This is a genomic window from Cloacibacillus evryensis DSM 19522 (assembly GCF_000585335.1).
In the GTDB taxonomy this organism is placed as follows: Bacteria; Synergistota; Synergistia; order Synergistales; family Synergistaceae; genus Cloacibacillus; species Cloacibacillus evryensis.
Window position 1 is genome coordinate 3365229 of the sequence record NZ_KK073872.1, and the last position, 14690, is coordinate 3379918.

Genomic DNA, 14690 nt, shown 5'->3' on the forward strand with positions numbered 1-14690 from the left:
ACTGGAGCTGGCGTCAATGGACCTCAAAACGATAACCGATAAACTTAACGAAATATTCCGCTCCGGCGAGCGGCTCGTCTTCTGGTATGACGCTGCCGGAGACTTTGCCGAGGATATAAACGGCCTGTCGCTTGACGGCGCGAAGGTGCTACGGTTCGAGCCCGGCGCGCAGCTCCGGATGAAATATCTGCTTGAACGCCAAGACACGGAGTCCAAGTATCTCATTTATGCGCCGTATGCAAGGCCTGATATCCGCGGCGACCATCTTGCGGATACGCTGCGGTACTCGCGCGAGTTTTTTGCGGACCTTCCGTCTCTGATATGCGCAGACCTGGGGATACCGTCAGAGCTGAAGCCCGTCGTAGTGCGCCATATAAAATTTTTCACCGCGAAGGAACGCGCCGCGCGCTTCTATGAACTGAAGGCCGAAGTATGGACGGAAGACGCCGTCGTCATCGCGATGCTTTCTGCGCTGTGCCGTGCCAAGTCGGCTTCATTTGAAGAGACGCTGCGTGAGACGCTGTGCGCCGGTACCGACGCGGATAATAAATACTTTGCGGAGTTCGCGAAGTTCGGTCTTGCGGAGCCGTTCTGGCGTTTATGCCGCGAGCGTTACGGTTTTGCAGACGCGGAGCCTACTCTCAGGCGGCTCATGCTCGCCTTTTTTATTACCTTCGCGGGCCATTTTATAACTGCCGAGCTTCCTGCGAACCTGGCCGCACACAGATGTAGAAAGGCCGGCTCGGTCGTCGCCTTTATGGATAATATGATGAACAACGTAAAGTGCGGCGGAACGTTCGACGTACTCTCGGCGTCCGCGGTGTCGGAGCTGGATGCCGCAGGCTGGCTTTCAAAGATGCAGCCGGAGGAGCTTCTTGAATGCGAGGCGTTCGCGGAGATCAACGATATAATAATAAAGTGGATCGTCGGATGCCTTATGGCGGAAAATACCGGCGCTAAGCTCTTGAGCCTGGGCATACCGGAGATTTGCCGCCTGCGCGCTGCGAAGCACTTCGGCGAAGCGTACAAAGAACGTTATGCTATGCTTGAAAAAGCATTCGCAGTCGTCGGCGCGGCGGCTTTCGTCTGCCCTGAAAAGGCCGCGGATATAGCGAAATTCTACACGTCTGCCGGATGGCGCAACGACGCCGCCTACCGGGTTTTTTATCTCCATTATGACAGACTTGCTGACAGGACGCAGTTCGAACCGCTTCGCGAACGTGTCGAAGCCATTTATACCAACGTTTATCTGGACAAACTCTGCGGCGCATGGAGCGGCGCGATAGCCGCGTCCTGCGCAGAGACGGCACTGCCTCCGCAGCAGCGCTTCTGGAACAGGTTTGTGGACCTATCTAAAGGGCGCGTCATAGTTATCATATCCGACGCGCTGCGTTATGAAGCTGCGGCTGAGCTTGCGGAGCTGCTGGCGCGTGACGAAAAATGCTCGGCGCAGATAGAGGCTATGGCGGGCGTATTGCCTTCTGTCACGAAGTTCGGTATGGCGGCGCTTTTGCCGCACCAGGCGCTTTCCGTCACGAAAGATTTCAAGGCGCTTATTGACGGGCGCCCGTGCGAGTCTACCGAACAGCGCGAGGCGATACTCCAGGCGGCCGCGCCGAAGAGCAGATGCTTGCTGTTCGACGACGTCATGAATGCAAAACGGGAGGAACTGCGCCCGATATTTGCAGATAAAGACGTTATTTATATCTACCATAACCAGATAGACGCGCGCGGCGACAAGGCAAATACTGAAAACGAGGTATTCGCCGCCTGCGAAGAGGCCATTTCGGAGATTTACGGACTTATCAGAAGCCTTACCGAGACTGTCTCCGCGCGGCATTTTATTGTCACTGCGGATCACGGATTCATATATAAACGCGACAAAGTGCAGGAATATGACAAGCTCGAAGGGCTTGCGAAGGGCGCCGGCGCGGGCAAGCGTTACGTCATTACGGGCGAACGGCCTGACGCAGATGGGATATGCAGCTTTCCGCTGTCTGCTTGGGCTTCTGCGGATGATAAGCGCACAGTCAGTGTTCCATGCGGTGTAAGCATATTCAAGACACAGGGCGGCGGGCTGAATTACGTGCACGGCGGCGCGTCGCCGCAGGAAATGATAGTTCCAATAATAGATGTGAAGACGCTGCGCGGACGCCAGGAGACGAAGCCGGCGCAGATAACGGTGTTGATGTCCGCCGGAACAAAGATAACGAGCCTGATGCAGAGTTTCGAATTCTTCCAGACGGAACCGGTGACTGACGTAGTGAAGGAAGCAGTTTACCGTATATATTTCACCAATGAAAGCGGCGGGAAGATCTCAAACGAAAACGTCTTCAACGCGGATATCCGCGAGGCTGACAGCGCAAAGCGCATAGTCAGGTTCAGATTCACCTTCAAGAACCGCAGGTACGGCACTGGCGAGAAGTTTTACCTGGTAGTCATGCCGGAGGGCGGGGACGGGTACCGCGAACCGCTTATAAGGCAGCAGGTCATTATGGACGTCGCTTTTGCCGACGATTTCGGATTTTAACGAGGAGGCCCCGGGATGGCTGACGAAGTTCAGGTCATAGATACCGCGCTTGAAGACAAGCTGAAGCAATACTTTGCCGGAAAGATCGTCCGCAAGGACCTTACGAAACGCATAAAAGAGGGCGCGAACGTCCCAGTCTATGTGCTGGAGTACCTGCTGGGCATGTACTGCTCGTCGGGCGACGAAAAGGACATTGAAGCGGGAGTCAACAGCGTGCGCAGTATCCTCGCGGAGAATTATGTGCGTCCCGACGAAGCGCAGAAGATACTCTCTAAGCTGCGCGAGGCCGGCAGCTATACTGTGATAGACAAAGTCTCCGTACGGCTTAATTTCAAAGAAGATATTTATACGGCGGAGTTCTCGAACCTGGGCATAAAGAACGTGCCGATATCCGACGATTACCCGAAACAGTTTGAACGTCTGCTCTGCGGCGGGATCTGGTGCATCGTGCGCCTTGAATATTTCTTCGATGAGAACGATAAATCACGCTGTCCGTTTATCATAGCCAAGCTCACCCCCGTTCAGATGCCGGGCCTGGATATTGCCCAGTATACCGAGGCTCGCAAAAATTTCACGAAGGACGAATGGATAGACGTCATTCTCCGCAGCGTGGGCATGGAGCCGTCGCATTTCGACGACCGCGTCAAATGGCTGCATCTGGCGCGCCTGGTCCCGCTTGTCGAGAATAACGTAAACCTGTGCGAGCTGGGGCCGCGCAGTACGGGCAAGTCGCATATATATAAAGAGATATCTCCGAACAGCATCCTCATATCCGGCGGGCAGACGACGGTCGCGAACCTCTTTTATAACATGGCTACCAAATCCGTCGGCCTTGTAGGGCTGTGGGACTGCGTGGCGTTCGATGAAGTCGCAGGCATAAATTTTAAGGATAAAGACGGCGTGCAGATCATGAAAGACTATATGGCCTCCGGCTCGTTCGCTCGCGGCAAAGAGGAGAAGAACGCGTATGCCTCGATGGTTTTTGTCGGCAATATAAACCAGAGCGTCGACGTTGTGCTGAAGACGTCGCATCTCTTTTCGCCGTTCCCGGAAGCAATGGCCAACGACACTGCGTTCCTCGACCGCCTCCACTGTTATGTGCCGGGCTGGGAGATACCGAAATACCGGCCTGAGTTTTTTACGAACCAGACGGGCTTTATAACGGACTATTTTGCGGAGGTCATGCGCGAGCTGCGCAAGCTTTCATGGGCCGACGCATATACGCGCTGGTTCAGGCTGGGCAAAGACCTCAACCAGCGCGACGTAATCGCGGTGAAGAAGATGGTGTCTGGACTTGTGAAGCTTCTTTACCCGGACGGCGCGTTCTCAAAAGAAGAGGGCGAAGAGGTGCTGCGCTTCGCGCTCGAAAGCCGCAGGCGCGTAAAGGAACAGCTGAAGAAAATTGGCGGCATGGAGTTCTACGACGTCAATTTTTCCTATATGGATAATGATAGCTTCGAAGAAAAGTACGTGCCCGTGCCGGAGCAGGGCGGCGGCAAGCTCATCTCTGACGGTCTGCTCAACCCCGGGAGCGTTTATACAGTGTCGCGCGGCTCGTCCGGCATGTTCGGCGTTTTCAGGCTTGAAACGCAGGTAACACAGGGCGGAGGAAAGTTCGAGCGGACGGGCCTCGGCTCTGACCGAGAAGCTAAAGAGGCGGCGAATACCGCCTTCGCGTATCTCAAAGCTAACGGCGGCTCGATAAGCCGCTCGATCAGCATGCAGCACAAGGATTACATGATAGATTACCGTGATATGAACGGCGTAGGCATGACAAGCAGCCTGACGCTGCCCACGGTAATAGCGATAGCCTCCGGCGCGCTGTCAAAGCCTGCGCTTGCGGGGCTCGCCGTGCTTGGTGACGTGAGTATCGGCGGTTCGATCATAAAAGTAGGCGAGCTGGCCAACGCCCTTCAGATCTGCCTTGATAGCGGAGCTAAAAAAGTGTTGCTGCCCATTACCTCCGCCCCCGATATAGCCGCCGTTCCGTCAGACCTAATAGGGGCCTTCAGTCTGATATTCTACACCACCCCGCAGGAAGCGGTATTCAAAGCGCTCGGCGCGGAATAGAAGTTTTCCCTGATTTTTGTACTTTCTCTCCGCACAAAGATCGCTGAGTCGTTGGTCTCTCAAGGTTCAGCGATCTTTATCTTTTGCAAAATTTGTAGATCAAGGCTCTCTAAAGGCACGGTATTTTTGCCAATATAGACCTATATATGTAGTCTCCGCTGAAAAACTCAAAGAATCCAGTAAGAGCCTGCATAAATCTTTAAATTTGAGGTAAAATATACGTAGAAAATATGTAGTTATTAGGAGAAAACTACGATAATGAAGCCAAAGACCACAGAAGAACCTCAGGATAGATTATTTCAAGACAGGCTCGAAAACATGATCAATATGGACCATGAACTCGTAAAACTGGGCGATAAAATAAACCGGAAGACCTTCGAGAGTACACTAGGCGAGGTCTACATTGCAAACAAAGGCCGCCCCGGACTTCCGACAAGACTTATGATCGGCCTTCACTATCTTAAAGGCCTTCGCGATCTTTCAGACGAAGCGACAGTTATGGAATTCCTAGAAAACCCATACTGGCAGTATTTTTGATGAACATACTAAGTTCGATTACGGAAATCAAAGATTTCCTATCTCACTTATGCGGAATGGAATACTTCATGACAGAGCTGCCGCTGGACTCCAGCTCAATGACGCGATGGCGCAAGAGGACCGGTCCCAAAGGTTTTGAAACGATGCTCAAAGAAAGCCTTGAGACGGCGATGCGCATGTGAAATGCCTTAAACCGAAAGACCTTGGCTGTGTCATCGTAGACACGACGGTACAGGAAAACGACATAACATTTCCTACAGACCTCAAACTCTACGCCAAGGGCATAGAATTATTGGTACGCGAGGCGAAACGGGCTGGAGTCAAACTCAAACGGACCTACGCCAGGACGGTGCCGGTCCTTCGGCGCGCGAGCTGGCAGTTTTCAAGGAGGCGCAAATACAGGAAGGCCGCCGCCTACTGCGATAAAGGCTACAGAGGCAAAGCAAAGCACAAAGAGATACCCTGCGTGCGCCATCCATATTCCGGGCATGAAAGGCGCAATGACGGTATCGCTCAAGAAAAAACTGAAGCGAAGAAACGCCATCGAGCCGATAATAGGACATTTGAAGCGAGATTACGGGATGGACAGGAATTTCCTGAAAGGCCGGATCGGAGATGAAATCAACGCTCTGATGGCAAGCTTTGCCCATAACCTGAAAAAGACCCTGAACCGCCTCAGGATTTTTGTTCAAATTTATCTAAAGGCAGAAAACCCGACGTTTTGGGGGTTCAACGCCGGGTTTTTGAGTTGGTGCTTGAAATTTTAGGAAAAACTGCGTTTTTCAGCGGCGGCTAAGTATAGCCAATTTTGCACCCTGTTTTTATATATTTTACTATAGGCACTTATAGTGTTGCGTATCTTCGTTCTATACTATCACTGGTTTCATTGGCCTACTTATCCTCAAGACAGGCTTCCATGTAGCCCAGGCCGCAGCGCAGATGCTTTTCCACGGCATCTCTCAGCGCGGCGCCGTTCCGGTCTTTGATGGCGGCGATTATTTCATTGTGCTCCTCGTAGAAGTTGTTGAGGAACTCTTCGGACGAGATCCAGATCAGCCTCGCGTACCGGAGGTTGTTCCATGTCTGCTGCAATATTTCGATCATAATGTCATTGTCGTAAAACTTAAAGATGTACATATGAAAGCGGTCGTTTGCCTCAAGGAGCCTCTCAAGGTCAGGTTTCCCGCCGGCACAGGGCTTGAACAGCTCCCTCATTTCATTGTTCAGCAGGATCATCTGGGGAATGTCGTTGGGCTTTATAAAGGGCAGCGCCCGTTCCGCAAGCGTGATTTCGAGCAGGGATTTTACCTCCTGCAGTTTGCGGAACTCCTGCTTGGATATCCTAGATATTTTCCAGCCGGTCCGCGGTATGTACTGTACCAGCCCCTCCTGCTGAAGCTTTGAGAGCGCTTCGCGGACGGGGGTGGTGCTGACCCCCAGATTCTCCGAGTATTGGTCGATGTTTATCCGTTCACCCGGGCGTATTTTGCACGATAGGATCTGTGCCTTTATGCTTTCATAAGCCAACTCGCTCAACGTAGGTACTTTGACTATGGGCTGCATCATAAATCCTCCAGACAGAATAATGGCTTGTTCGCGTCGTTTGTCCCATTATAGAATAATTCCGGAAATAAATACAATACGGCGGACCGCGCGAAAACCCTTAAAATAGGGAAGCCGCGCGGCCTGCCGCAGCCGTAGGTATATATCCTGTTGGGAACAGGTCTTTAGAAGGGCCCGAGCTTGGTGAATGTCGCGATGAGCAGTCCGACCGCGCCGATTCCCATCAGCATCGCGTAGAGCGGCAGCACCCACTTGAAGTAGGTCGAAAATGGCACTTTCGCGACGCCGATGTAGACCACGAGCGCGCCCATCGTCGGGATGACCATGTTTGTAAGCCCGTCTCCAAGCTGGAAAGCCATGACCGCGGTCTGGCGCGTGAGTCCGACTACGTCCGCAAGCGGGGCCATGATCGGCATCGTTACCGCCGCCTGACCGGAGCCGGATGGGATGAAGAAGTTGATGATCGACTGTATTACCAGCATTCCGAGTGCCGAGAGGGAAGAGGGTATCTGTTTGAGGGGGATGGAGAGGCCGTAAATGACGCTGTCAAGGATATTCCCCTTTGTCAGTACGACGGATACCGCGCGCGCGAAGCCGATGCAGATAACCCCGACAAATACGCCGGCGCAGGCCTTCCCCATTATTTCGCAGATCCGTTCGTTATTGAATCCCGCGACTATCCCCGCGATGATGCCGGAGATGAGCCAGAGCGCTCCGATCTCGGCGAAGCTCCACTTCCAGAGCATCGGCCCGACCATCTGCAAACCGATGGTCGCGAGCAGCATTATCATCAGGAGCTTCTGGCGTCCGGTCATTTTTTCCTTCTGCAGTGCGGCGATATCGATATCCGCCGCCGAAGGGTTGGTAAAGCCGGTGACGCTGGCGGAAGGATCTGCCTTTACCTTCGCGGCGTACCGCAGGACGAACCAAAAGGTGACGACCATCATCACAAGCCACACCGCGACGCGGAAAGTCATCGCAGAATAGACCGGCAGTCCGGCTATGCCCTGCGCCACGGCGACGGTGTAAACGTTTATCGGCCCGTACGCGAACGCCGCGAAGGTCGGGATCATCGCGATCGCGAGCCCGGTCATGACGTCGCAGCCGCAGGCTAGGGCGAGGGCGATCGTCATCGGGACGAACGGGATATGGAGCTCGAAGGCTCCCATCGCGCCGCGGACGGCGAAAAATGCCATCAGCGCGCCCATCACTAGAAGGTAATTGCCGCGGCAGACCTTGATGATCCAGCCGACCATCTTATGAAGAGTCCCGCTTTCCGTATAAACGTCCGTCGCCGCGATGGTGAACCATATCATCGACATAATGGCCATCGAGGCGGTGAGCCCGTCGATGATGCAGACGAACCAGTTGAAAGGTGTGACCGGCGAGGGTTCGACGAAGTGGAATGTCGCCGGATCGATGACCTGGCGCCCTGCCACCTCCACCCTGTCATACACGCCCGCCGGTACGATGTACGTCATGATTCCGGCCATTATGAGACAGAGGAGGATGATCGCCCACACATGGGGAACGCGGAAACCTTTCGTCTCGATCTCTGGTGATTGTGCTTTATTGCTCATTTTTTGTTATCCCTCCATACGAAAAAATATAAGAATCAGCGCCGCCCTGTTTTAAACGAGGATGTTCTTGTGGACGCCGCCGCCCTGCATGATCAGCAGCAGGTTTTTCCTGTGGTCCTTAAAAAGGTCGATATTATCAAGCGGGCTGCCGTTGACCACGAGGATGTCCGCGAGTTTGCCCACCTCAAGGGTCCCCGTTTCTTCTTCCACCTTCAGGACCTTCGCGTTGGTCTTTGTGAAAGCGACGATCGCCCCCATCGGGCCCATCGCCTTGGCCTGGTACGCGATGGCTCCCGAAGCGTACTTTGTGTTTTCGCCGGTAAGATCTGTTCCACCTCCTATTGGTATCCCGGCCTCCATGGCGTTCCGTATCGCCTCATATCCGCGTTCGCAGACGGAGACAAACTTGTCGTATATAAACTTTGAGATGATATCGCGGCTTTTTTCGATAACGATCTCATAGGTTATCTGCGTCGGTATGATGAAAGCTCCCCTTTGCGCGACGACGGCGGCCGTCTCCCGGGTCATCAGGTTCGCGTGCTCGATCGTGCGGATTCCCGCGTCCGCGCTGAGCAGGATGCTCCTGTTTGAATAGCTGTGGGAGGCGACGTAGCTTCCCACCGACTCGGCCACGTCCACGGCGGCCTTCAGCTCTTCAAGGGTGTATTGCGAAGTTTCCGGCCCCTGCGTGGGGCTTGCGCAGCCGCCGCCGCACATCACTTTGATGAAATCGGCGCCGCGCCTGATATTCTCGCGGGCCGTCCGCAGCATCTCCGGCACGCCGTCGGCAAGAACGGAGCGGAATCCCATATAGGGCTCCGAATAGGGACGGGTCTCCGAAGCGACGCGGTCATCGCCGTGGCCTCCGGTCTGGGCGATCGCCGCGCCGCATACCTTCAGCCGCGGCCCGGCGGCGTATCCGCGTTCCACCGCTTCTCTGAAACCGGCGTCGGCGCCTCCCGTGTCGCGCGCGTACGTATAACCCTGATCAAGCGCCTCGCGGAGATTCTTGAACATTCTTGCCGCCATCAGGCCGGGTGCGTTTCTGCGGGAGAGGTTGATCACCTCTATCTCGACGAGGCCGAGATGCATATGCGCGTCGATCAGGCCGGGCATGACGGTATTGCCCTTGCAGTCGAAGACTTCGTCCGCGTAAGGCGCGTTGATGCTCCCGCCTATCTCTTTGATACGGTCGTCTTCCACGAGGAGCGAAACGTTTTCCTTCACTTCGCCGCCGTTCCCGTCAATAAGATTTGCGTTTTTGAAAAGCTTGTATGTCATAAGATTCCCTCTTTAAGCAGGCGCGATGTTGTTTTTTTGAATTGTACAACATGCACGATATATGGTACATGTTGTATTATATATTTACCCCGGCAAATATGCAATAGGTTTGTTGAAAAGTATAAAATTACTGAAAATTAATTAAAAATATGAAAATTTGCCGGCGGGGCGATCCGGCTGCGGGTGAAAGTCGACTTGATTATCTGGGATAAAAGCTATTTCACATAAAATCGTTTGTATGCGCCGAGATAAAATATATACTTTTACGGACTCGCTGCCGGCGGCGGCGCGTCGTTAAAAAAATACCGCCGCCCTGATCCCCCACCGCCCGCATCGTTCTTTTATCTCCCCGCGCAGCCTGTGCCAGTAATCCTTTCGCCCCCGGCGGTAGATCTCGTCGTAGAGTCCCGCCAGCTCCGGACGCAGCGCGGCGGTCATGGCGAGGAGGCGTTCCCTGTTCTGGCTGCGGAAGTTCAGCGAGTCGAAATTCATCTCCGACACGTAGGGGGCTGCCGCCTCTATTATCGCGGCGCAGTCGGTGATCGCGGGAAATATCGGCGCCGCCATCACCGCTGTGTCGACGCCGGCCTCGCGCAGTTCGCGCAGCGCCGCGAGCTTTTTCAGCGGGGCGGCGGCGTGAGGCTCCATTTTTCGGCGAAAGCCGTCGTCCAGCGAGCTGAAGGAGAAGATCACCTTCACGCGGGGAAACTCTTTGAAGAGGTCGATGTCGCGCGTTACAAGCGCCGACTTTGTGAGGATCGTGATCCCGGGCTGTGCCGGCAGCAGCGAACGGAGGATGTCGCGCGTCGCTTGCGAGCGTTCCTCATAGGGGTTGTAGGCGTCGGTCATCGAGCTTAGAAGTATCTCTTTGTGGAATATCCTGGCGGGATCGACCGGAGCCGTCGGGTGTTTCACGTCAAGAAAGGTCCCCCACGGTTCGGTACGGCCGCTCCTCGCCCGCGTGATGCAGGCGGCATAACAGTAAACGCAGCCGTGCGGACAGCCGACGTAGGGATTTATCACAAAATCCGCGCCAAGTTTTGTCGGCGAGAGGAGACTTCTTACCTTTACATGCCTTACGACGACATTCATCTTTCTCCGCGCGGCCATTCTCCGGCGTTATGTTTATAGAGCAGAAAATCTATAAAGGAGTCAAGGAGCGCGCCCTCTCCGCCGGCGTCGCTTTTTATCAGCCAGGTGTTCCTCTCCGCCGGTTTCCCGCTTTTATCGTACATGGGGATGTGATAAAACTCTCCCGCGGGGTCGAGGTCTTCCACCATCGATATCCCGTATCCCAGGCCGCGCATCACCATCTCGCGGCAGATGGACAGGCTTCCGACCCGGTAGCTTTCGTTGGGGGCGACGCTGAAATGTTCGTTCCACCATCTGTTTACGATGGAACTGCTGGGGGCGCTCATCGGGTGCGAGATCATCGGCAGCAGCGGCAGGTCCATAAGATCGATCGGGCTTTTGGAAAAGATATAGCACTGATCTTTTTTCAGGAGTTTTTTGGATCCGTGAAAGCTGAAATCGCCTCTTATGATTCCCGCCTCCGCCTCGTTCGATCTTACGAGTTTCAGGACGTTGCCGCTCAGCGTCGTGATAACGTCGAAGGCCACGTTCGCGTGAAGCGCCTTGAACTGCTGCAGCAGGGCCGGCAGCGTGTATTCGCCGTATGAATTCGCGACGGCGATCTTTATGCGCCCGGAGCTTCCTCGCTCTATCGCGCCGGCCTTTTCCCTCATCTCGCCCATAAAATTGAGCAGCTTCTCCCCCTGCGCCGCAAGGTATTCGCCCTGCGGGGTGAATACTACGCCCTTGTTGCTGCGCAGGAGTATCGTCGTCCGGAACTCTTTCTCGATCTGCTGGATGCGCCGGGTCAGCGTCGGCTGGGTAATAAAGAGCCTTTCCGCGGCTTTCGTCATGTTTGGCGTACGATACAGCTCCGTCAAAAGTCTGAAGTCTTCTTCTCTCAACCTTCTCTCTCCTTTCCCGGCCATTTCCATTATACAGCTTTCGTATGGAGGACGATGAAATACGGTAATTTTACAGCCGGATGTTCCTCATTTAAAGTTATGTGCATCAAGAAATCGCATAAGAACATATATAGGGGGCATAAGGCATGGGCGAGAATATTACCCGGAAAATAATCGGAAGCCATCTGCTGGGCGGAGTTATGAGGGCGGGGGAGGAGATAGCGATCAGGATCGACCAGACGCTGACGCACGACGTCACGGGGACGCAGGCCTATCTTGCCTTCGAGACCCTCGGGATAGAGAGGGTGAGGACGGAGAAATCCGTCAGCTACATAGACCACAATCTGCTCTACGCCGACAATAAAAATCCCGACGATCACCTCTATTTACAGACGATCGCCAAGAAATACGGCATTTTTCTCTCAAAGGCGGGAAACGGCATCTGCCACACCGTCCACTTTGAGAGGTTCGGCGTTCCGGGAAAGACACTGCTGGGTTCGGACAGCCACACGCCGACCGGCGGCGCGATAGGGATGCTCGCGATCGGCGCGGGCGGCCTCGACGTCGCCATGGCGATGGCCGGCGAGCCGATATATATAAAGATGCCCGCCGTCGTCCGCGTCGAGCTCAAGGGGAAGCTGCGCCCCGGCGTCTCCGCGAAGGACGTGATCCTTGAGATGCTGCGCCGGTACACCGTAAAGGGCGGCCTCGGCAGGGTCTTTGAGTATGGCGGCGAGGGGCTTTCGTGCCTCAATATAAGAGACCGCTCGACGATCGCGAACATGGGCGCCGAGATGGGGGCGACTACCTCGGTATTTCCCGGCGACGAAGCCGTGCGCGAATTTTTCGCGGCGCAGGGGAGGGCGGATCAATGGAAGGAGCTGCTTCCCGACCCGGACGCCGGATACGACGAAAGAGCGGAGATAGACCTCTCGGAGCTGGAGCCGCTCGTCGCGATGCCCGACATGCCCGACAAGGTGGCGAAGGTCTCGGAGCTTGGCCGCGTGAAGGTCGGACAGGTCTTTATCGGCAGTTGTACGAACGCATCTTATACCGACTTTGTCAAAGCGGCGAGGATACTTGACGGGAGGATCGCCCACGAGGACGTCAGCTTCGTCGTCGCGCCTGGAAGCCGGCAGATATTCTGCGAGCTGCTGCGCGACGGCGTCATCGGCAGGCTGGTGGAGAGCGGCGCGCGCGTGCTTGAATGCGGCTGCGGCCCATGCGTCGGCATCGGGCAGGCCCCCGCGACGCACGGAGTCTCGCTGCGCACCTCGAACCGCAACTTCAGGGGGCGCGGCGGCACGCTCGACGCCTCGTTGTATCTGGCGAGCCCGGAGGTCGCTGCGGCCACGGCCCTCACCGGATATATCACCGCGCCCTCCGAGGTGTGCGACTGCTCCGTGCTGGAAAGCATAAGGGAACCGGAGACGTTCGCCGTCGACGACCGCCTCATCCTGACGCCGCCCGCGGAGGGCGGCGCGGTCGAGATAATACGCGGTCCCAACATCAAACCGATGCCGGTAAATACCCCGATGCCGGAGGAATATTCGCTTAGGGTCTCCGCCGTGCGGGGGGACAACGTCACCACGGACGACATAATACCGGCCAACGCCCAATTCTCTGCGCTGCGCTCGAACATTCCCGCGATCAGCGAAATAACCTTCGGGCGTGTCGACCCCGGTTTCGCCGCCCGCTGCCGCGAATATGGCCCGAGCATCATCGTCGGCGGAGAGAACTACGGGCAGGGCTCGAGCCGCGAGCACGCGGCGATCGCGCCGATGTACCTGGGCGTCAAGATCGTACTCGCCAAGAGCATGGCGCGGATACATAAAAACAACCTCATAAATCACGGCGTGCTACCGCTCGTTTTTAAAGACCCGCGCGACCTTTCCAAATTCTCCGAGGGGGACGAGATCACAGTCGCCGCCCCCGCGGAGCAGCTTCGGCGGCGCAGCGTCACGCTGCTTAACAAAACGACGGGGGAGAAGGCCGAGGCGCGCGCCGAGCTTACCGACCGCGAGGCGGAGATCCTCATCGCCGGCGGGCAGCTGCGCATGGCCCGGAGCCGCCGCCTGGCCGGACCGGAAAAATGACGATGAAATTTGCCTATGTGGGATGCAGGACGACGAAGGAGAGGAACGCGCGCGGCAGAGGGCTCAAGGTCTACCGCGTAGACGGTCTTGGGCGCTGGGAGGAGACGCAGCTCGTCAAAGGGCTGGAAAACCCCTCATACCTGGCTTTTGACCGGGAGGAAAAATTCCTCTACTGCGTACACGGCGACAAAGACTATGTGAGCTCATTCAAAATAGACGAAGAGAGCGGAGGGCTCACGCAGATCGGGCGCGCGGCGGCGGGAGGGAAAAATCCCGTCTTCATCTCCGTCGACAAGGGCAACAGGCGGTGCTTCGTCGCCACGCTGCAGGGCGGTAAGGTATCCACGCTGGAACGCCTGCCGGACGGGAGTCTTTCGGAGCCGGTACATGAGGCGGCGATCCCGGGCATCGAAGCCGGTTCCGTATCTTACCCGCACCAGTGTCTCCAGGATGTCGAGGGAAACTTTCTCATCGTGCCGATTCAGGGCAGAAAGACCGGCACGGGCGCGCTCAACCTTTACCGTATCGAAAAAGACGGCTCCCTCTCGCTCAGCGACCGCCGGGAGGCGCGTCAGCACGACGAACCGCGCCATTTCGCGTTTCACCCGAGCAACCGCTGCGGCTGTCTCATCAACGAAAAGGGGAACTGCGTCACCTGCTTTGACTTCGACGCCGCCGCCGGTAAGATCACGCCGAAGCAGATACTGAGTTCGCTGCCCGAATACTACACCGGCGAGGGACAGGCGAGCGCGATGCTGATCCACCCGGGAGGCCGCTTCGCTTACGCCTCTAACCGGATTCATGACAGCATAGCCTCGTACTCTATCGACCCTCATACCGGATACCTGCGGCTGCTGGGCTTTACCGACGCGCTCGGAAAAACGCCGCGCTTCATGACATTCGACGAAAAGGGCGAAAAACTTTACGTTGCGAACGAAGACAGCGACACTATCGTTGAATTCGCGATCGAGGCCGACAGCGGCCGGCCGGTCTTTACGGGCCGTACCGTCGCCGCGGAAAGCCCCGTCTGCGTTATCTTTACAAAAGAGAGGTAATT

13 protein-coding genes are annotated in these 14690 nt (G+C 55.8%); 8 read left to right on the plus strand and 5 right to left on the minus strand.

The annotated features are described in order from the left end of the window. The first annotated feature begins 16 nt into the window (after positions 1-16). From pglZ to CLOEV_RS17625, 6 genes are all read left to right on the plus strand, one after another. Positions 17-2530 (plus strand): BREX-1 system phosphatase PglZ type A, encoded by a 2514-nt coding sequence (gene pglZ, locus CLOEV_RS14985; RefSeq protein WP_051485153.1) that lies wholly within the window; start codon positions 17-19, stop codon positions 2528-2530. Positions 2531-2545: 15 nt separating this feature from the next. Next, a complete protein-coding gene (gene brxL / locus CLOEV_RS14990) occupies positions 2546-4600 on the plus strand; it encodes a protease Lon-related BREX system protein BrxL (RefSeq protein ID WP_034444785.1) in 2055 nt (684 codons plus the stop codon). A 258-nt stretch (positions 4601-4858) separates the two neighbouring features. Further along, positions 4859-5137 (plus strand): IS5 family transposase, encoded by a 279-nt coding sequence (locus CLOEV_RS14995; RefSeq protein WP_034444787.1) that lies wholly within the window; start codon positions 4859-4861, stop codon positions 5135-5137. Between the two features lie 56 nt (positions 5138-5193). After that, entirely contained in the window at positions 5194-5319 is a 126-nt protein-coding gene (locus CLOEV_RS17420; RefSeq protein WP_281172957.1) for a hypothetical protein, read from the plus strand. Continuing rightward, complete coding sequence (locus CLOEV_RS17095; RefSeq protein WP_169732171.1) at positions 5316-5756, plus strand: hypothetical protein; 441 nt, start codon at positions 5316-5318, stop codon at positions 5754-5756. Before CLOEV_RS17420 ends, CLOEV_RS17095 begins: the two co-directional genes overlap by 4 nt. Further along, on the plus strand, positions 5638-5904 hold the full coding sequence (locus CLOEV_RS17625; protein ID WP_169732238.1) for a transposase: 267 nt from the start codon (positions 5638-5640) through the stop codon (positions 5902-5904). The genes CLOEV_RS17095 and CLOEV_RS17625 overlap by 119 nt, the downstream gene beginning before the upstream one ends. Before the next feature lie 124 nt (positions 5905-6028). On the opposite strand, the gene CLOEV_RS15005 is transcribed toward CLOEV_RS17625, so the two are convergent. The 5 genes from CLOEV_RS15005 to CLOEV_RS15025 all read right to left on the minus strand — a co-directional run bounded on the left by CLOEV_RS15005 (position 6029) and on the right by CLOEV_RS15025 (position 11537). Beyond that, the gene (locus CLOEV_RS15005; protein WP_083829523.1) at positions 6029-6703 is read right to left on the minus strand and encodes a GntR family transcriptional regulator; all 675 of its coding nucleotides are present in this window, start codon (positions 6701-6703) and stop codon (positions 6029-6031) included. A 161-nt stretch (positions 6704-6864) separates the two neighbouring features. Then, a complete protein-coding gene (locus tag CLOEV_RS15010) occupies positions 6865-8280 on the minus strand; it encodes a YfcC family protein (protein ID WP_008708732.1) in 1416 nt (471 codons plus the stop codon). Positions 8281-8331: 51 nt separating this feature from the next. Continuing rightward, the gene (locus tag CLOEV_RS15015; protein WP_034444793.1) at positions 8332-9561 is read right to left on the minus strand and encodes a metal-dependent hydrolase family protein; all 1230 of its coding nucleotides are present in this window, start codon (positions 9559-9561) and stop codon (positions 8332-8334) included. Positions 9562-9855: 294 nt separating this feature from the next. Then, complete coding sequence (locus CLOEV_RS15020; RefSeq protein ID WP_034446176.1) at positions 9856-10653, minus strand: radical SAM protein; 798 nt, start codon at positions 10651-10653, stop codon at positions 9856-9858. Then, positions 10650-11537 carry a LysR family transcriptional regulator gene (locus CLOEV_RS15025; RefSeq protein ID WP_034444795.1) on the minus strand — a complete coding sequence of 296 codons (888 nt, stop codon included), beginning with the start codon at positions 11535-11537 and terminating at the stop codon, positions 10650-10652. The genes CLOEV_RS15020 and CLOEV_RS15025 overlap by 4 nt, the downstream gene beginning before the upstream one ends. Before the next feature lie 146 nt (positions 11538-11683). On the opposite strand from CLOEV_RS15025, the gene CLOEV_RS15030 reads away from it, so the two are divergent. Together CLOEV_RS15030 and CLOEV_RS15035 are read left to right on the plus strand one after the other, a co-directional pair. Beyond that, positions 11684-13633, plus strand: coding sequence for an aconitate hydratase (locus CLOEV_RS15030; RefSeq protein WP_034444796.1), 1950 nt, complete (start codon positions 11684-11686; stop codon positions 13631-13633). Then, positions 13630-14688, plus strand: a complete 1059-nt coding sequence (locus CLOEV_RS15035; protein WP_051485155.1) for a lactonase family protein — start codon at positions 13630-13632, stop codon at positions 14686-14688. Before CLOEV_RS15030 ends, CLOEV_RS15035 begins: the two co-directional genes overlap by 4 nt. Positions 14689-14690: the final 2 nt, after the last annotated feature.

Bases quoted from the DNA above. Each gene is read 5' to 3' on its own strand.
- CLOEV_RS15015 (WP_034444793.1), bottom strand. From the start codon at position 9,561: ATGACATACAAGCTTTTCAAAAACGCAAATCTTATTGACGGGAACGGC.
- CLOEV_RS17420 (WP_281172957.1), top strand. From the start codon at position 5,194: ATGGAATACTTCATGACAGAGCTGCCGCTGGACTCCAGCTCAATGACG.
- CLOEV_RS15030 (WP_034444796.1), top strand. From the start codon at position 11,684: ATGGGCGAGAATATTACCCGGAAAATAATCGGAAGCCATCTGCTGGGC.
- brxL (WP_034444785.1), top strand. From the start codon at position 2,546: ATGGCTGACGAAGTTCAGGTCATAGATACCGCGCTTGAAGACAAGCTG.
- CLOEV_RS15035 (WP_051485155.1), top strand. From the start codon at position 13,630: ATGACGATGAAATTTGCCTATGTGGGATGCAGGACGACGAAGGAGAGG.
- CLOEV_RS14995 (WP_034444787.1), top strand. From the start codon at position 4,859: ATGAAGCCAAAGACCACAGAAGAACCTCAGGATAGATTATTTCAAGAC.
- CLOEV_RS15010 (WP_008708732.1), bottom strand. From the start codon at position 8,280: ATGAGCAATAAAGCACAATCACCAGAGATCGAGACGAAAGGTTTCCGC.
- CLOEV_RS15020 (WP_034446176.1), bottom strand. From the start codon at position 10,653: ATGAATGTCGTCGTAAGGCATGTAAAGGTAAGAAGTCTCCTCTCGCCG.
- CLOEV_RS15005 (WP_083829523.1), bottom strand. From the start codon at position 6,703: ATGATGCAGCCCATAGTCAAAGTACCTACGTTGAGCGAGTTGGCTTAT.
- CLOEV_RS17625 (WP_169732238.1), top strand. From the start codon at position 5,638: ATGACGGTATCGCTCAAGAAAAAACTGAAGCGAAGAAACGCCATCGAG.
- pglZ (WP_051485153.1), top strand. From the start codon at position 17: ATGGACCTCAAAACGATAACCGATAAACTTAACGAAATATTCCGCTCC.